We start from the raw sequence: 19182 nt of genomic DNA on the forward strand, positions 1-19182 counted from the left end.
ACTTACCCGCCGATATGTGACATTTCAATTTTCGGTCGATTTTTTGACGGTTTCTCCGAGCGTTCTTCAGAATAACGATCATCACGTTTCTGCCAATAACCGAAAAGAGCACTCTTTATTTCTTCATCTGTAGCACCTGAGCGAAGAAGTTCTCTAAAATCAAACCCTTTCTCTGCAAAAAGACATGTATAAAGCTTTCCTTCCACTGACAAGCGCGCCCGATTACAAGTCCCACAAAATGCATCCGACACTGATGATATTACGCCAATTTCGTCTTTCGAACCTTTATAACGAAATCTAGTCGCTACTTCCCCAGAGTAATTGGGCTCAATTACCTCGAGTGGCATCTCCTCATCAATTCTCGCAATAATTTCTTTTTTAGTGAGAACTTCATCAAAGCGCCAACCATTTGTTGTCCCAACATCCATATATTCTATAAAACGTAAAATATAGCCTTTTTCTCTAAAAAAACGAGCCATAGGAATAATATCCTCATCGTTCATCCCTTTTTGAACAACCATATTCACTTTAATATCAAGACCAACCTCTTTCGCGGCCTCCATGCCTTCAAGAACTGGTTCAATTCCAACTCCTCGACCATTTATCTCCCCGAAACGTATGCTATCTAAGCTATCGAGACTCACGGTCACTCTTTTTAAGCCCGCCTTCTTGAGGCTTGCTGCGAATTTTGGAAGCAAGACACCATTTGTCGTCATCGCAATATCCTCTATACCTGTCGATTCAGAGAGCATCTGAATTAACTTATCTAAGTCTTTACGCATGAGCGGCTCGCCACCCGTAATTCTTAATTTCTCAAGATTTGCTGCCTGATGAAATAGAACAACAAGTCGATTTAATTCTTCAAAGCTAAGAAGATCGGCCTTTTTTAAGAAAGAGTAATCTGGTCCAAATAACTCGGCTGGCATACAATAATGACAACGGAAATTACAACGGTCGGTGACGGAAATGCGTAAGTCCCGAAGAGGTCTCTTTAACATATCATACATTTTCGCTTCAGTTGGTTCCATCATCTCCGTTCCTCCTTCCATTTATATTATTTTTCAATTCGTTTCCCATGAGTATACACATTCATGCGATCCTGACGAATAAATCCTACTGTGGTAATGTTTAATTCATCAGCCATCGCTAAAGCTAGTTCCGTCGGTGCTGATTTTGAAAGCATAATACCCACACCCATTTTGGCCGCCTTTAGTAACACCTCCGAAGAAATACGTCCACTAAACAATAATATTTTATCACGGACCGGTAGGCGATGTAGCAAACAGTACCCATAAAGCTTATCAAGTGCATTATGGCGACCAATGTCAGCTCTTGTTACAAGTATACCATTCTGTGTGGCAATTGCAGCATTGTGAACTCCTCCTGTAGCTAAAAAAACATCACTTTGCTCTTGTACTTGTTTCATCAATGATATACATTGCTCAGCCTTTATCGTCATTTTTGTCATTGATGTTTTTGCAGTTTTCACATCATTTTTAAAATAAAACGATTGTCGGCTTTTTCCACAACAGGAACCAATAAACCGCTTGGAATAAAAATCCCGACTCTCGACAAACTCCTTTGTTAATTTGACGTACGCTACTCCTTTTTCATAGTCGACCATGATTTTTTTGACATCCTGTTCGTACATTCGAATCATTCCCTCAGAACCCAAAAAACCAATAACCATTTCTTCTATATCTTCTGGTGAACAAACGATGGTTGCAAACTCTTTTTCATTCACATAAATAGTTAAAGGATATTCTCTGACAATATCGTCCATTTCTTCCATCCACTTATTTTCGTGATATCGCTGTATTAAACGCTTACTAGTTAACCCTCTCACTAAACCCACCTACTCACGAAGTTTATGTTTTATGTAAGCACAAAATTAGAAAATTTACAAGTTTTTTCATGTGATTTCTGAATCTTACTAGAAAGGAAAAGTTATTGAATTAATGACCAAATCACGGTAAGATAACGAAAAAAAGGTTGATTCTCTCTAAATAGATTTGGCACTTCTTAACAATCTGCTAAGAACTAAAATTACCGTAATCTTTTCTAACCGAAAAATTTAGGGTGGTCTTTATTCAGAAGGTTAAAAAGGAAGTAAAAAAGAATGATTCTATTCCAGCTCCATTACTATATACGTTTCTAGAAAGAGGTGATTCAACATTGGGTAAAACAAAACACACTGGTCCAATGAAAAAATCAAAAAAGCTGGCTCCAGAACATTGGGTTAGCCCGATTCCATTTGGACTTGGAAAAGTGAAACCGAAACATATCCGCGACTCAATTAAAACGATGTGGGAAAATAAAGATAATTTAGGTTACGCAGCAAACATAATTACAAAAGGCGTTTGTGATGGATGTGCTTTAGGAGTTTCGGGGTTGTATGATCAAACTCTTACGGGTCCTCATGTCTGCACAACACGGTTTAATGTGCTTCGTTTGAATACAATGCCAGCAATTAATGAATCCATACTTCATGCAGATATCGATGAATTAAGAAAATACTCAAGTACAGAACTTCGGAAATTAGGTCGCATTCCATACCCTCTTATTCGCAGGCAGGGGGAAAGAAAGTTTTCACGACTTTCTTGGAATGAAGCTATGGATTTAATCTCAGCGAAAATGAAATTATTAAATCCTAAACAATATGCGTTCTATCTGACATCACGAGGTATTACAAATGAATCCTATTATGTAGCCGCAAAAGTGGCTCGTTTCTTGGGAACAAATAATATTGATAATGCATCACGTATTTGTCACTCGCCAAGTAAAACAGCATTAAAACGTTCCATTGGTGTTGGAGCCTCCACTGTTAATTATCAGGATTGGATTGGTACAGACGTGTTAGTTTTCTGGGGAAGTGTCGCTTCGAATGCATCACCTGTATCAACTAAATATATGTTAGAGGCCAAGAAAAAAGGAACGAAAATTATTGTTATTAACCCTTATCGAGAGCCCTCAATGGAAAAATATTGGGTTCCTTCCGTTCCTGAATCTGCACTATTTGGGACGAAAATTGCCGATGATTTTTATCAAGTAAATATTGGAGGAGACATTGCCTTCATGCACGGAATCATGAGGCACTGGTTTAATATGGAAGAGCAGGAACATGGTTCTGCCATTAATCATACCTTTGTCAAAAACCACGTAAATGGCTACGAGGAACTTAGGGCTACGGTACTTAATCAAACATGGAATGAAATAATCTCTTCTTCTGGGGTCAGCAAAGATAGAATAAGAGAGCTTGCAAAACTGCTAGCCAATAGTAAAAATGCTGTTTTCGCTTGGGCTTTAGGTTTAACAATGCACTCTTTTGCCACAGATAATATATCTCAAGTTGCAAACCTAGCTCTACTTCGAGGATATCTAGGACGGAAACATAGTGGCTTAATGCCATTTCGTGGTCACTCTTCTGTGCAAGGGAGTGGTGAAATGGGTGCGGATCCATTTGTTCTCCCTGGTGGCGATTTTAAAGGAGAAAACATTGCGCGTATCGAAAAGCTTTGGGGATTTGACATTCCGACATGGCAAGGAGATATTGTAGGGGTCACGCTAGAGAATATTGTTTTACCAGATGATCATGACCGTAAAGTTAAACTGTATTATTTATCTGGCGGAAACTTCCTAGAGACCATGCCAGAACCGGAATTTATTGAAAAAGCCTTATCTCAATTGGAAATTCGCGTTCATCAGGATATTATTTTAAATACATCTACACTTGTTGATGCCAAAGAAGCCGTCATTGTCTTGCCAGCCAAAACTCGTTATGAACAAGATGGAGGGGGTACTTCTACATCGACAGAGCGTATGGTCTACTACTCTCCAGAAATAAAAGGAAATAAAAATAAAATTGAAGAGGCACGCTCTGAATGGAAAATCTATATTGACTTGGCCAATCGTATTAAACCAGAAACTGCTTATCTCGTCGACTTTAAAGACGGGCAAGAAATCCGCGGTGAAATGGCATTAGCCAACCCAAGTTACAACGGAGTTCAACACTTAAAGAAACAAGGAGACGTGTTCCAATGGGGTGGGGCTTGGTTATGTGAGGACGGAATTTGCCCCACTTCAGATGGTAAAGGACATTTAATCGCTGTCGACATTCCCGATTTAAATAAAAAGCCAGGCGATTTCTACCTTACAACCAGACGAGGGAAGCAATTTAATTCAATGATTTATAGCGAGACCGATCCATTTAATCACTCAGAACGATACGATGTATTAATTAGTGAAGAAGATGCAACAGAACTCAGTATTCACGAAAGCGAAGGCATTGTTATTTACAATCAATTTGGAGTCTTTCAAGGACGTGCAAAATTTGCCTCGATTGCACGTGGTAACCTAGGTGTCCACTTCCCTGAAGGAAACTTTCTTCTACCAAAAGGTCGCTATGAAAAGTTTGCTGGTATTCCAGACTACAGTATCGCAGTTAAAGTAGAAAAAGCAGACCACTTTAATGCGAGAAAAGATACTCTTTATCTGGAAAAGCAAATTGACGATTTAGAGTCCTCCGTGAACTAATAGTGGACATTTAGCTTCCATCCAGCTAAAAAACAATCTCTGCAACAGTTATCACAGCTAAACCATCTAGTACTTGCTGATGTTTTATTGATTTTGTTCCTAGTTGTTCAAGTAATGATGTTAACTCCTCTTCCGCGTATCGATGTCTTGCCGTTGATACATTCGACCAACGTACCAAGGCGGTTTGTTCGAATCCTGTAATATTATGCTTTTCAGCAAAGCGTCGCGCTTCCGTTGGATTCATGTTCTTAGATGGATTTAACATTCCTATTACTCCATTAGGTCGAGTCACCCGAATCATCTCTTTAATCCCTTTTTCAGGTTCTGGCAATAAAAACATCACACATGTTGATAGACTAATATCAAAGCTATTATCGGAAAAGGGCAGCTTGTACGCATCGGCTACCATGCTACTACTTTTATCCTTAGCTCCTTTTGCCACTAGTAAAGAAAGACTCGCATCGACCATCTCTTTAGATAAATCGACGCCCGTTACTGTTTTAGCGTCTTCCACACCTCGTGCAAGCAGACGTCCTGTCCCACAACCAATATCAATAACATCTTTACCTGTCCAAGCACCAGTGAACCTCATTAATTTATGATGAATATCCGAAAGCCAGGAAGTTTGAGCCATTGCATCAAAAAAAGGAACGAGTGAATCAAAATCACTCGCTTCCATCTTTTTCATCTTCATCTTACACCCTCATCCAGGCTTCAGAAGAAGGATCTTTGCGCCACGCAATAAGCTTATTCCATTCTTCTTGGTTAATCGATCCCTTCGATCTCGCCACGTCAATAAGTGTTGAATAATTTGTTAAGACATGAGTTGTTAACTCAGCATCAACAAAGTTTTTAGTTGCTTTTTCAAGTTCATATGTAAAGATGGCTACAACGCCGACAACCTCTGCACCAACTGCACGTACAGCTTCAGCAGATGTTATCACACTACCACCTGTTGAAATAAGATCTTCTACAATCACAACTTTTTGTCCTTTTTCAATTTTACCTTCAATTTGATTTTGCTTACCGTGTCCCTTAGCAGAACCACGAATGTAAGCCATAGGTAAGTCAAGGATTTCACTTACCCAAGCTGCATGAGGAATTCCTGCAGTAGCTGTTCCTGCGATTACATCAACATGACCAAACTTCTCTTGAATAATCGTTGATAATCCTTGAGCAATATCACGACGAACTTCAGGAAAGGAAAGTGTCATCCGATTATCACAATAAATTGGAGATTTCATCCCAGATGTCCAAGTGAACGGTTCATTTGGACTTAAGCCTACTGCATTAATATTTAATAAATGTGTAGCTATCTTTTCTTTCATGCTGTTCCCTCCCAATCTGTTTTCATTTCTAGATACGTTTCTAGCGGTGTTGCTGATGATGTAATGCTTCGTCCCACAACAATACCCCAACTTCCTAGTTCACTTGCTTGGGCTGGAGTGACGACACGTTTTTGATCTCCTAAGGAATCTGATTCCCTGCGAATGCCAGGAGTTACCGTTAAGAACTCTTCTCCACATGCATCATGTATTAATGGAACCTCTTGTGCAGAGCAAACGACACCATCAAGTCCACTCAACTTCGAAAGTCTAGCATATGAGGCAACAACTTCTGGTAAAGCCCGATTAATTAGAAGCTGATTTTGCATCATTGCTTCATCTGTACTTGTTAATTGCGTTACTGCAATTAACTTTGGACGAATTTCTCCAAGCTTTGTACCGACTTCTAACCCTTCTCTTGCAGCTTCCATCATTTTTTGACCACCGGCTGCATGAACATTTACAATATCTACACCTAGTTGAGCTAAAGCTGTCATGGAACGCTTAACCGTGTTAGGAATATCATGCAATTTCAAATCAAGGAAAATTTGATGTCCTGCTTCCTTTAATTCTTCAATTACCGGTCTTCCTTCACGATAAAATAACTCCATCCCCACTTTTACATATAATGATTGGCCAGAAAAAACGTCAAGAAAAGCTTGACGCTTTTTTTGACTTTCAATATCAAGAGCAATAATTAGCGGACGTTGCATGTAGTATTCCAGCTCCCTCCGATTAAATCCCGAATATGATCCACACCCATTTCATCAAGCATAGCTGGTAGCTTTTCAATTAGGGTTGGACAAACATAAGGGTCAACAAAATTGGCTGTGCCAACCGCAACAGCACTTGCACCCGCTAAGAAAAATTCAATCACATCTTCAACTGTTTGAATTCCACCCATTCCAATAATCGGAATATCCACGACTTGACTAACTTGATGAATCATTCGAATGGCTACAGGCTTAATAGCCGGACCAGACAAACCACCATATTGATTGGCTAAAATAGGCCTACGAGTTCTCAAGTCAATTCTCATCCCAAGAAGAGTGTTAATCATCGAAATCCCATCGGCACCTGCCTTTTCAACGGCTTTAGCCATCCCAATGATGTCAGCTACATTCGGTGAAAGTTTCACATAAACAGGTACAGTCGATACCCTCTTTACCTCTCGGGTTAACTCCGCAGCAACTTCAGGGATTGTTCCAAATGCAATTCCACCCTTTTTCACATTTGGGCATGAAATATTTAACTCAAGTGCATGGACATTGTTTGCTTTTGAAATGGCTTCAGCTACCTCAATATAGTCTTCCATTTCAGAACCAGCAACATTCGCAACAATTGGAACATCAAACTGTTCAAGCCAGGGTAATTCATTATTCATAATATTTTGAAGACCTGGGTTTTGCAAGCCAATCGCATTTAGCATACCAGCTTTCGTTTCTGCCACACGTGGTGTGGGGTTTCCATAACGAGGTTCTGAAGTTGTTGCTTTAATTGCTATAGCACCTAGCTCATTTAAATCAAAAAATTCTGCATACTCTTTTCCAAAACCAAAACACCCCGAGGCAGGCATAATTGGGTTTTTCATGTTAAGACCTGGAAGTTTAATCGCTAATCTGCTCATAGTATAACCTCCCCAATTGGAAATACTGGGCCATCTGTACAAACCTTGCGATAGCTTGATCCATCAGGGTCCGCTTCGAGATGGCAGACACAGGCAAAGCATGCACCTATCCCGCAACCCATTCGTTCCTCTAATGAAAGAAAAGCACGCTTTTCTCTGAAACGTTCTGTTAATGCTTTTAACATCGCATTTGGTCCACAGGCATACAGAGTATCAAACAAAAGCCCTTCCTTCTCAATCGCATCTGTAACAAACCCCTGTATACCATGGGTTCCATCTACCGTAGTCACATACGTATCACCTAGATCAGAGAATTCGTCCTCATAAAATACATCTTTCTTGGACTGAAAGCCGAGAACATGAATAACGGTTACTCCTCGTGCTTTTAATTGCTTAGAAAGATAGTAGAGAGGGGGAACTCCAATACCCCCACCTACTAATATGGCAACTTCTCCTTGCTTTGTCTCCTCAAGCGGAAATCCATGACCAAGTGGACCGAGTACATCAATACTTTGATCAACGAGACGCTTGGCCAATCGCGCCGTTCCTTCGCCTTCAGAGCGGTAAAGCATGGTTAACTCATTCTTTTTGATATTCACATCGCAAATACTAATCGGACGTCGTAACAAAAGGTCATCATACTCATCTACTTTAATATGAACAAATTGCCCAGGTGACGACATCGTTTGAACTAGTTCACCCGTACACCTCAGTTCAAAAATACGGTCTGCAATTTGACGCTGGCTTGTAATTGTTAAACGTCCCTTTTTCTTCACTGGTTCTTCCTCCTCTTAGGATTGCATTGCTGGCATGCTTTCAGATGAAAATGTAATCAGCTCTAGCACTGAAAGCAAAGCAGCTGCAGTATCAATTGACGTTAAACAAACAACGCCATTTTCTACAGATTCTCTTCGAATTCGGAATCCATCACGAGCGGGTTGCTTTCCTCTCGTAAGTGTATTTATTACAAATTGAGCCTTCCCTTGTCGAATAACATCTAATAGATGAGGACTCTCTTCACCAATTTTATTCACAACTGTAACAGGAATATTAGCTTCCTTAATAATACTTGCTGTTCCCGATGTCGCTAAAATATCATAGCCAATACGGTGGAACCGTTCAACTAAGCTCATCGCCTCTTCTTTATCTTTATTTGCAATCGTAAATAAAACAGCTCCGTGCTTCGGAATGTTCATACCTGCCCCAATTAATCCTTTATAAAGAGCTTTTTCAAGTGTACGATCGCGTCCCATAACCTCACCTGTTGATTTCATTTCAGGGCCAAGCGTAATGTCGACACGACGTAATTTTGCAAATGAGAATACTGGAACCTTGACAGAAACTTCTTTCCCTTCAGGGTGATAGCCTGTCTCGTAGCCAAGCTCCGGTAAGGTTTTACCTAGCATAACTTTTGTTGCAAGGTTTGCCATCGGTACACCGGTAATTTTGCTTAGAAATGGAACTGTACGACTTGAACGTGGATTCACTTCTAGTACATATACTTCCTCTTTGTGCCAAACAAATTGGATGTTTAGTAAGCCGACAATATTCAATCCTCTTGCGATGGCAATCGTCCGTTCAACAAGCTTTTGCTTTAAGTGCTCAGGAACAGTTTGTGGTGGATAGACCGCGATTGAATCACCGGAGTGAACACCTGCCCGCTCGATATGTTCCATCATCCCAGGAATGTACACATTTTCTCCATCAGAAATCGCGTCAACCTCAAGCTCTTTCCCAATCAAATAACGGTCAATTAAAACCGGATGCTTTGGATTTACTTTTACGGCATTTGCCATATAGTTTAGCAATTCTTCTTCTTTATAAACAATTTCCATTGCACGTCCACCTAAAACATATGAAGGACGTACAAGGACTGGATAACCAATATTTGTCGCGATAACAACCGCTTCTTCAACCGATGTGGCCGTTTTACCAAGTGGTTGTGGGATATCTAATGACATTAACGTTTGCTCAAATTTATCACGGTTTTCGGCACGATCCATATCTTCAAGTGATGTACCGATGATTTTCACACCACGTGACTCTAAATCCGCAGCTAAGTTTATCGCTGTTTGGCCACCGAACTGAACAATAACACCTTCCGGCTGTTCATGATTTACTACATGCATTACGTCTTCAATCGTTAGTGGTTCAAAATAAAGCTTATCTGACGTGCTGAAATCTGTTGAAACTGTTTCAGGGTTATTGTTCATAATAATTGCTTCATAGCCTGCCTCTTTAATAGCCCAAACCGTATGAACAGTCGCATAGTCAAACTCAATTCCTTGACCAATTCGAATTGGTCCTGAGCCAAGTACGAGAATACTCTTTTTATCTGTGACAATTGATTCTGTTTCATCTTCGTACGTGCCATAAAAGTATGGTGTTGCAGACTCAAATTCAGCTGCACAAGTATCAACCATTTTGTAAACTGGACTCATGCCGTTATTCATTCGAAGCTCATATACGTTAAATTCCTCTGTATTCCAGAACCCTGCAATTGCAATATCTGAAAAGCCGCGTTCCTTCGCCTTTTTTAAGACTTCAAGATTATTAGGAGCATCGCGTAATTCATTTTCGATTGCAACAATGCGCTCAATCTTTTGTAGGAAAAACCGATCAATCTTTGTAGTTTCATTAATTTCTTTTGGTGTTACACCTCGACGAATCAATTCAGTGACCGCAAATAGGCGCTGATCATCTGGCTTCACAACTTTTGCATGAAGTTCTTCGGTTGATAAAAGTGAAACGTCTGCATCATACACATGATCGTATCCTGCCTCAAGTGAACGAACCGCTTTTAAAAGGGACTCTTCAGCATTACGACCAATCGCCATAACTTCCCCTGTCGCTTTCATTTGTGTACCTAATGAGCGATTTGCAGCCTCAAATTTATCAAATGGCCAACGAGGAATTTTTGAAACAACATAATCAAGTGCTGGTTCAAAACTTGCATAAGTTGTTTCGGTTACTGGATTTTTTAACTCATCTAGACTATATCCAACAGCAATTTTCGCAGCAATCTTTGCAATAGGGTAGCCTGTTGCTTTTGAAGCAAGCGCTGATGAACGACTTACGCGAGGGTTCACCTCTATAATATAGTAATCATTGCTATCGGCATCAAGAGCAAACTGTACGTTACAGCCCCCTTCGATTCCTAGTGCCCGAATAATTTTCAGTGATGAATTTCGAAGCATTTGATAATCACGGTCTGTTAATGTTTGACTCGGAGCAAACACAATCGAGTCACCAGTATGAACACCTACAGGGTCAAAGTTTTCCATATTACAAACAACGATCGCTTGGTCTTTCCCATCACGCATAACCTCGTACTCAACTTCTTTAAAACCAGCAATACTTTTTTCGACCAGACATTGAGTTACAGGGCTGTATTTCAAACCGCTTGAGACGATTTCAACGAGGTCTTCATGGTTATGGACAATTCCACCACCCGTACCACCTAACGTGTAGGCAGGACGAATGATAACCGGAAAGCCTATCTCTTTTACAAACGCTTCAGCTTCTGCTACGGTATGCACGATTTCACTTTCGGGGACAGGCTCATTTAGTTCATTCATCAGTGAACGGAATTGTTCACGATCCTCTGCTTGTTTAATTGCATCTAATTTTGTTCCTAATAGTTCAATTTCATATAAATCAAGAATTCCGGACTCCTCTAATTCCATAGCCATATTTAAGCCTGTTTGACCACCTAAAGTAGCTAGAATTCCATCGGGACGTTCTTGACGAATAATCCGACTTACAAACTCAAGAGTGATTGGCTCAATGTAAACACGATCGGCCATTGTCGTATCGGTCATAATCGTCGCTGGATTTGAGTTGATAAGGATGACTTCATAGCCTTCTTCTTTTAACGCTTGACATGCTTGAGTACCCGCATAATCAAACTCTGCTGCTTGTCCGATAACAATTGGTCCAGACCCAATAACTAATATTTTGTTTATATCTGTACGTTTTCCCATCATTCTCTCTCCTATCGTTTTAAACCTGTACTTTAGACTTTATTTTAATCTCCATCATTTCAATAAATTCATCAAATAAATGGTTCGCATCATGTGGTCCTGGTGATGCTTCAGGATGATATTGAACACTAAACGCAGGATAATCCAAATGTTTAATCCCTTCAACCGTACTATCGTTAACGGCTACATGAGTTGCTTCCAAACGAGTATTCTCTAAAGATTCTGTCACAACTGTATAACCATGGTTTTGCGCTGTTATATCGATTTTTCCAGTAGCTAACTCACGGACAGGATGATTGGAACCCCGATGACCAAAACGAAGACGGTCAGTTTTCGCACCACAAGCTAAAGCAAGCAGTTGATGACCTAAACAAATTCCAAAAACCGGAACCTTCCCAAGTAAATCCTGAATCATTTGAATCGCTTCTGGTACATCGACTGGGTTCCCAGGGCCGTTGCTTAACATTACCCCATCTGCCCCTAAACGGATAACTTCTTCCGCAGGGGTATTATACGGCACCACAACGACATCACAATGACGTTCAATCAATTCTTGTAAAATACCGTGCTTCATTCCAAAATCCACAAGTACGACACGATGTCCTTTTCCAGGTGCATGATACGGGTCCTTTGTTGACACTTTTGCCACTTGGTCAACCATCCAAGTTGAAGCCTTTAGCTCAGCAATAACCTCATCGACGTTCACATCTAATGAGCAAATCCGTCCTCTCAGTGTTCCCTGTTCACGAATGGATCTTGTTAATTTACGGGTATCAATTCCTGCAAGACCTGGAATTCCTTTCGCTTCTAAAAGACTGTGAAGTGACTCTTCACTACGCCAATGGCTTGGCTCTAGCTCAACTTCTTTAACAATTAAACCGTGGATTGCCGGGCTAATAGACTCAAAATCATCGCGGTTAATTCCGTAGTTTCCAATAAGTGGATACGTCAACATGACAATCTGACCGCAATAAGAAGGATCCGATAAAATTTCTTGATAACCAGTCATTCCTGTATTAAATACAACTTCCCCGCTCATAACGATATCAGCGCCAAATCCTTCACCTACATATACTTGTCCATCTTCTAAGATTAATTGTCGTTTCATTGTGTTACCCTTCCCTTCTCCCAAGCTTTTTCTCCATTTACGAATGTATAAAGTGGCCATCCTTGGCAAGTCCAGCCATTAAATGGTGTGTTTTTTCCTTTAGATAAAAAGTTTTCATTATCTATTGATTCTTCAAGCTCTAAATCAACAACCGTAATATCTGCATATGCCCCTTCTTGTAACGTCCCAAACTCAAGGCCAAAACGCTTAGCAGGAATCACAGTCATCCAATCAATTAATTGCTTCAACGTTACTTTATTCGTTTTTACGAAGTTTGTATATAGTAAAGGAAAGGCAGTTTCTAATCCAACAATCCCCAGAGGAGCGAGTTCCATAGCCTGTGCTTTTTCCTCTTCAGTATGAGGCGCATGGTCTGTAGCAATAAAATCAATTGTTCCATCAAGTAATCCTTCAAATAACGCCTCTCGGTCTTCTTTTCCACGAAGAGGCGGATTCATTTTAAAATTGGTATCAAGACCAGGGATATCTTCATCACAAAGTAACAAATGATGCGGAGATACTTCAGCTGTTACACGAATGCCAGCACGCTTAGCATCACGAATTACTCTAACTGATTCTTTCGTGCTTACATGGCACACATGATAATGAGCCCCAGCCGCCTCAGCTAACAGCACATCCCTTGCAATATGGACCGATTCACATACGGAAGGTATTCCCGGTAAGTCATGTTTTGCTGAGAAAGTTCCCTCGTGAACTGCCCCTCCTTGAATCAGCGTATTCTCCTCACAATGCGCGACGATGGCCACATCTACTTTAGCTGCTTGTTTCATTGCTTCAAGCATCATACCAGCCGACTGAACACCAACACCATCGTCAGTAAAAGCAAAGGCTCCCGCCGCTTTTATCGCTTCAAAATCAGTTAGTTCTTTTCCTAGTTGCCTTGTCGTAATTGACGCATACGGTAAAACACGAACATGGGCTGTGTCTTTAATCCGTTTTTGTAACCATTCCATTTGTTCCACCGTGTCAGGCACTGGTCTTGTATTCGGCATTGGGCAGATTGTCGTATACCCACCTCTTGCTGCTGCAAGCGAACCTGTTTCAATGGTTTCCTTCTTTTCACCACCAGGCTCACGTAAATGTACATGAACATCAACAAACCCCGCTGAAACGAGTTTACCCGTTACATCAATAACTTCGATTTCATCCTCTGATGTTACTTCATAAGAGATACGCCCCTCTCTCATGAAAATATCTTTCTGCTCTAGCTCTCCACTATCGCCGACTACAAATCCACCTTGAAGTTTTGTCACCATATTTATTCCCCCCACATTTTATTAGACTCCAAGTGCTCGTTTTAAAACTGCCATACGAATCGAAACACCATTTGCCATTTGTTTAAAAATTCTCGAACGTTCACATTCAACAAGCACACTCGCAATTTCAACATCTCGATTTACCGGAGCTGGATGCAAAATAATTGCTTGAGGTTTCATTCGTTTTTCTCGTTCAACCGTTAACCCGTATTCTCCGTGATACGCTTCCTTTGTCAAGTTCATTGCCCCGTCGTGACGTTCATGCTGAATGCGGAGCAGCATCAGTACATCAGCTTGCTCAATTGCTTCATCCATCGTCACATAAGTGTATTGCTTCTCATAACCATGCATCCATACTCTCGGTCCTGTTATCATCACATTCGCACCAAGTCTTGTAAGAACCTCAGCACTTGAGCGAGCGACCCGACTATGATGTAAATCACCTGCAATGACAATCTTCAAACCTTGAAAGGAAGAGAAGTCCTGTTTAATAGTTAGTAAGTCGAGTAAAGACTGAGTTGGATGTTGACCACATCCGTCCCCTGCATTAATAATCGGAATTTTAAGGTTATTAGCAATTTGTTCATAAAATTGGTCCTCAGGGTGGCGAATGACTAACGCGTTAGCTCCAATAGCCTCTAATGTTTTCACGGTGTCATAGAGGGTTTCACCTTTTTGGACACTTGATGTACTCCCATCAAAGTTTAACACATGTAGACCAAGTTTTTTTTCGGCTACTTCAAAACTAAAACGTGTTCTTGTGCTTGGCTCAAAAAATAAATTTGCCACAAACAATTCCTCATTCATGCGCCATTTTCGGCCATTTGCAAATGTTGCAGCTTCTAGAAGCAACTCTTCTACTTCATGATTAGATAGCTCGGTTACAGTGTGTAACCCTTTTGTAAAATTTTTCGGTAACGTGATATCCATCATTTTGCTTCCCCCTCATTTTATCCCGATAAAATGCGCCAACCTTTTTCAGCTATATAAAAGCCCTGAGAGTGACTCTCAGGGCATGCAAGAAGCAAGGAATAATCCTTTCTCTTCTTAGTACATTCCCTTCGAAGTCTCTCTGTACTTCCTTAAAGGATTAACTTTGCTCTTCAAATAATTGTTTTTTCCCATAGCTTTCTTCTTTTTCAGGAAGAAGAAGATGGAGAATAATACCGATGATTGTAGCAAGAGCCATTCCCGCCATTTGAACATCAGGTGTCAGTTGAATAAATGCTCCGCCAATACCAATCACAAGGATAACAGATGAAATAATCAAGTTTCGTTTCACACCCAACTTAATTTCATTATCAATCAGCATCCGCAAACCGGAAGAAGCAATTATACCGAATAGCAAAATTGAGACACCACCCATAACTGCTGCAGGAATCGTAGAAATCAATGCAGAAACTTTACCAATAAAGGCGAACACAATGGCAAGTACAGCTGCGCCCCCGATTACAAATACACTGAACACGCGCGTAATCGCTAAAACACCAATGTTTTCACCATAAGTGGTATTCGGAGGTCCACCGATGAAAGAGGCAATAATGGTTGCAACTCCATCACCTAGTATTGACCGATGCAAACCAGGTTTTTGAATAAAGTTCTTTCCAACAATTTTACTTAAAACCATTTGGTCACCAATATGCTCCGCAATTGTCACAACTGCAACTGGCACCATAATAACCGCAATCGCCAGAGAAAATTGAGGAGTGTAGGTCACAAATGGAACGAGTACATCTGGTGCGACAAACCATTTGGCTTCTCTTACCGGTTGAAAGTCAATCAATCCTTGAGTTAAAGCAAAGACATAGCCACCGATAATCCCGAACATAATTGGTACGAGGCTAAAGAAACCTTTCGCAAACATCGACACTAAAACAGTAATAGCAAGTGTAACTAATGCGACAATAAAGTGTGTCGTACTGTATTGGTCTGTACCAGGTATATACATCGCCATATTAATCGCTACACTCGCAAGCCCGAGTCCGATAACCATAATTACCGGCCCGACAACAATGGGTGGAAGCACGTACATAATCCAGTTCACGCCTACTAGCTTTATTAACAGGGCGACTATCCCATATACTAACCCTGCTAAAAAGCTTCCTAACATTGCGCCTTCTGGTCCTCCTACAGAAGTTGCTGCTATAATCGGAGCAATAAATGCGAAAGATGAGCCTAAATATGCTGGAATTTGTCCACGTGTTACAAGTAGATACGCTAGGGTTCCTAAGCCACTTGAAAGGAGTGCCACAGCTGGGCTTAAGTCAACAAGATAAGGAACTAATATCGTTGCCCCGAACATTGCAAATAAATGCTGTATACTAAGGAGGAGCCATTTATCTATTCGTGGAACTTCTTTAATTCCAATGTCTTTCGATTGTTTTGCCATATTTAAACCTCTCTCTGATGAATTTCACGTAGTGATAATATTTATCTTAGTTTTTCCTCAATTCTTATGAATATGTTCAATGATTACTTCGTCCTCAAGATCAGCCTCTATTAATTTCGCAACAATCTTTTCACTCTTTGACGTCGGGACGTTTTTCCCAACATAATCTGGGCGAATCGGTAATTCTCGATGTCCTCTATCGATGAGCACAGCAAGTTGAATTTGTTCAGGCCGACCTAAGTCAATCAAAGCATCAAGAGCAGCACGTACGGTTCTACCAGTAAATAGGACATCATCTACAAGGATAACCTTGCGATTACTTATATCCACAGGAATGTCAGTACCTTGAATAATAGGACCTCTTGTTTTTGACTTCTCAGTTAAGTCATCCCGATATAGCGTAATATCAACTTCACCAACTGAAATCGAAACTCCTTCAATCTGATCAATCCGTTCAGCCAAGCGTTTCGCCAAATAAATGCCTCTTGTCTTAATTCCAACAAGAATACAATTATCCACACCTTTATTACGCTCGATAATTTCATGTGCAATGCGGGTGGTTGCTCTTCTAATTGCTTGTTCATCTAGAATTACTCTCGACATTTGCTCCACCTTCCACATCCAAATTTAAAAATAGTATATTGATAAAAAAAACCCTTCTACCAAAAGGGCAGAAGGGTGGCGTGTCCATAATTACAATGTTGCTAATCAACATTGGATCGCTTTCCTTCTCAGCCTCTCGGGACTGTCTTTAAAGGACTGTTATATTCTTTAACATTATGACAAAATTCGATAACACTGTCAATATTATTTTCTAAGGTGATCCAATAAAATCTTCATATCCTCAGGCAAAGGTGCTTCAAATTCTAGAAACTTATCCGTACGTGGGTGTTTAAATCCTAAAACAGAGGCATGAAGAGCTTGACCATTTATATCCAAAGTTTTTTTCTTTGGCCCGTATTTCGGATCTCCCGCTAAAGGATAGCCAATATATTTCATATGAACGCGAATTTGATGCGTTCTTCCCGTTTCAAGTTCACACTGTACATACGTGTATTTTTCAAAGCATTCAATCACTGTAAAATGAGTCACTGCATCTCGACTATTCCCATCAGTCACCGTCATGCTTTGACGATCTTTCTTATCTCTACCAATCGGAGCGTCAACCGTGCCATGTTGGTGTGGAATAACACCATGAACAATTGCTTTATACAATCGTTTCGTAGTTTTTGCTTTTAACTGGTTGACTAATGATTCATGTGCTTTATCATTTTTAGCAACCATTAAAAGACCCGACGTATCCATATCAATCCGGTGGACAATCCCCGGACGAATGATACCGTTAATCCCAGATAAGTCTTTGCAATGATACATTAATGCATTAACAAGTGTTCCTGAGTAATGACCTGGGGCAGGATGAACGACCATCCCTCTTGGTTTATTTACAACGATTACATCTTCATCTTCATAGACGATGTCGAGCGGAATATTCTCAGGTTCAACCTCTAATGTTTCAGGTTCTGGAATATTTAAAATAACGATATCGCCCTCTTCAACCTTATAATTACTTTTTGGCTGTTTATCGTTAACAAGCACATGACCTTCCTTAATCCAAATTTGTACTTGCGTTCGAGACCAGTCTTCTTCTAACTGAGTCAAAAATTTATCTAGACGTTCTTGTTTTTGCTCAGAGTTCACAGTCCATTCATATGATGTCATGCCTTGCTCTCCTTTTTTGCTTTTAATTCATCTCTAATCATTTTCAAAAATAGTAGACCTACTCCGATGCAAAGAGATGCATCTGCTACATTAAAAATTGCAAAGTCATAACCGAAAATATATGTGTCAATAAAATCAACGACTTCTCCTCTAAACAGACGATCAATAAAATTACCAATCGCTCCCCCAAGCAGTAAGCCTAATGAAATGCCAAACCAACGACTTTTATTAGCTTCCTTCTGTATGTAATAAATAATACCGATTATCACAACAGTTGTAACAATATAAAAGAACCACATTTGTCCTTCTAATATTCCAAAAGCTGCACCTGTATTACGGTGAGAAGTAAAATACAACACATTCTCAATAATGGTTATACGTTCCCCTAACTCCATTGATTGAACAACCATCCATTTTGTAATCTGATCAAAAATAATGACTAAGAGTGCAATGAGATAGTATAACAATGCCTTTCCTCCGCTCTGTCCACATAATTCCATACATTTTGCATTGTAGCACAAAAAGAGGGGGATGTCCCCCCTACTTTCCGTTCAAGTATTGGTCATAGTGAACATTTCGTTGAAACGCAACATCTTCTGCTCCTGTAAATCCTTCAATCCCTGTTGATAAAAAGCCTTCAATCTCCTCCACATAGCCAATTAACTCACCATTTTCATCTAAAGAAGAATCCTCAAACACCATTGGAAGTTCATTAAATTCTGCTACTGATTGATAGGCGTCCTCAGCATCAAACTCTGTTTCAGTATCATCTCCATCAAAGTTGAATTTACGAAACCCATCTAACACATCCTCCTCAATTGGACGGTGTTCAGATATCTCCTGACTGTTTTGCTGAATAAGAGTTCGAGCTGTAGGATACGCTTCTAATCTCTGATACGGAATTTTTTCACCCGTCACTTCACAAATTCCGTATGTTCCATTAGCCATTTTCTCCAAAGCGTGTTCAATATCATGGTACTCATTTCTTAAATGCTCATTAATTGCAATATCTTTCCCGCGTTCAAAAAACTCTGTAGCCGTGTCCGCAGGATGATTATCATATTGCGAGAGCTCTCCTGTTGAATCCGACGCACTTCTTGCTAGTTCTTTTTCTTCACCAAACTCCGATAAATTAAAAGTGTCAAGAGCTTTTTTTCTCGCTAATAGTTCTTCCTTCATCTTCAGATACTGTTCCATTTATTTTCTCCCCCTTACAACAAC

At 40.2% G+C, this 19182-nt stretch carries 17 protein-coding genes; 1 reads left to right on the plus strand and 16 read right to left on the minus strand.

Features of this window, described 5'->3' with window-relative positions; genetic code table 11:
• Positions 1-2 precede the first annotated feature (2 nt).
• Positions 3-1028 (minus strand): GTP 3',8-cyclase MoaA, encoded by a 1026-nt coding sequence (gene moaA, locus CEF19_RS02020; RefSeq protein ID WP_100408171.1) that lies wholly within the window; start codon positions 1026-1028, stop codon positions 3-5.
• Positions 1029-1054: 26 nt separating this feature from the next.
• Positions 1055-1792, minus strand: a complete 738-nt coding sequence (gene fdhD / locus CEF19_RS02025; RefSeq protein WP_227522071.1) for a formate dehydrogenase accessory sulfurtransferase FdhD — start codon at positions 1790-1792, stop codon at positions 1055-1057.
• A gap of 383 nt (positions 1793-2175) precedes the next feature.
• On the opposite strand from fdhD, the gene CEF19_RS02030 reads away from it, so the two are divergent.
• Positions 2176-4533, plus strand: a complete 2358-nt coding sequence (locus CEF19_RS02030; protein ID WP_100404534.1) for an FdhF/YdeP family oxidoreductase — start codon at positions 2176-2178, stop codon at positions 4531-4533.
• Between the two features lie 25 nt (positions 4534-4558).
• On the opposite strand, the gene CEF19_RS02035 is transcribed toward CEF19_RS02030, so the two are convergent.
• The 14 genes from CEF19_RS02035 to CEF19_RS02100 form a co-directional block, all read right to left on the minus strand.
• Positions 4559-5227 carry a class I SAM-dependent methyltransferase gene (locus tag CEF19_RS02035; protein WP_227521894.1) on the minus strand — a complete coding sequence of 223 codons (669 nt, stop codon included), beginning with the start codon at positions 5225-5227 and terminating at the stop codon, positions 4559-4561.
• Position 5228: 1 nt separating this feature from the next.
• Positions 5229-5861 (minus strand): orotate phosphoribosyltransferase, encoded by a 633-nt coding sequence (gene pyrE, locus CEF19_RS02040; protein WP_100404535.1) that lies wholly within the window; start codon positions 5859-5861, stop codon positions 5229-5231.
• Positions 5858-6571 (minus strand): orotidine-5'-phosphate decarboxylase, encoded by a 714-nt coding sequence (gene pyrF / locus CEF19_RS02045; protein WP_100404536.1) that lies wholly within the window; start codon positions 6569-6571, stop codon positions 5858-5860. The genes pyrE and pyrF overlap by 4 nt, the downstream gene beginning before the upstream one ends.
• Positions 6556-7485, minus strand: a complete 930-nt coding sequence (locus tag CEF19_RS02050) for a dihydroorotate dehydrogenase (RefSeq protein ID WP_100404537.1) — start codon at positions 7483-7485, stop codon at positions 6556-6558. Before CEF19_RS02050 ends, pyrF begins: the two co-directional genes overlap by 16 nt.
• Positions 7482-8261 carry a dihydroorotate dehydrogenase electron transfer subunit gene (locus tag CEF19_RS02055; RefSeq protein WP_100404538.1) on the minus strand — a complete coding sequence of 260 codons (780 nt, stop codon included), beginning with the start codon at positions 8259-8261 and terminating at the stop codon, positions 7482-7484. The genes CEF19_RS02050 and CEF19_RS02055 overlap by 4 nt, the downstream gene beginning before the upstream one ends.
• A 15-nt stretch (positions 8262-8276) precedes the next feature.
• Complete coding sequence (carB, locus tag CEF19_RS02060; protein ID WP_100404539.1) at positions 8277-11468, minus strand: carbamoyl-phosphate synthase large subunit; 3192 nt, start codon at positions 11466-11468, stop codon at positions 8277-8279.
• 19 nt (positions 11469-11487) lie between these two features.
• The gene (locus tag CEF19_RS02065; protein ID WP_100408173.1) at positions 11488-12576 is read right to left on the minus strand and encodes a carbamoyl phosphate synthase small subunit; all 1089 of its coding nucleotides are present in this window, start codon (positions 12574-12576) and stop codon (positions 11488-11490) included.
• Positions 12573-13853: a dihydroorotase gene (locus tag CEF19_RS02070; protein ID WP_100404540.1), complete on the minus strand. Its 1281-nt coding sequence runs from the start codon at positions 13851-13853 to the stop codon at positions 12573-12575. Before CEF19_RS02070 ends, CEF19_RS02065 begins: the two co-directional genes overlap by 4 nt.
• Before the next feature lie 21 nt (positions 13854-13874).
• On the minus strand, positions 13875-14786 hold the full coding sequence (locus CEF19_RS02075; RefSeq protein ID WP_406565332.1) for an aspartate carbamoyltransferase catalytic subunit: 912 nt from the start codon (positions 14784-14786) through the stop codon (positions 13875-13877).
• Between the two features lie 157 nt (positions 14787-14943).
• The gene (locus CEF19_RS02080) at positions 14944-16242 is read right to left on the minus strand and encodes a solute carrier family 23 protein (protein WP_100404541.1); all 1299 of its coding nucleotides are present in this window, start codon (positions 16240-16242) and stop codon (positions 14944-14946) included.
• 57 nt (positions 16243-16299) lie between these two features.
• Positions 16300-16845: a bifunctional pyr operon transcriptional regulator/uracil phosphoribosyltransferase PyrR gene (gene pyrR, locus CEF19_RS02085; protein WP_100404542.1), complete on the minus strand. Its 546-nt coding sequence runs from the start codon at positions 16843-16845 to the stop codon at positions 16300-16302.
• A gap of 204 nt (positions 16846-17049) precedes the next feature.
• A complete protein-coding gene (locus tag CEF19_RS02090) occupies positions 17050-17961 on the minus strand; it encodes an RluA family pseudouridine synthase (RefSeq protein ID WP_100404543.1) in 912 nt (303 codons plus the stop codon).
• Positions 17958-18428 carry a signal peptidase II gene (lspA, locus tag CEF19_RS02095; RefSeq protein WP_100404544.1) on the minus strand — a complete coding sequence of 157 codons (471 nt, stop codon included), beginning with the start codon at positions 18426-18428 and terminating at the stop codon, positions 17958-17960. The genes CEF19_RS02090 and lspA overlap by 4 nt, the downstream gene beginning before the upstream one ends.
• 73 nt (positions 18429-18501) lie before the next feature.
• The gene (locus CEF19_RS02100) at positions 18502-19158 is read right to left on the minus strand and encodes a TraR/DksA C4-type zinc finger protein (protein WP_100404545.1); all 657 of its coding nucleotides are present in this window, start codon (positions 19156-19158) and stop codon (positions 18502-18504) included.
• Positions 19159-19182 lie beyond the last annotated feature (24 nt).

It is taken from the genome of Bacillus solitudinis (genome assembly GCF_002797395.1).
Classification (GTDB): Bacteria; Bacillota; Bacilli; order Bacillales; family Bacillaceae_D; genus Halalkalibacter_A; species Halalkalibacter_A solitudinis.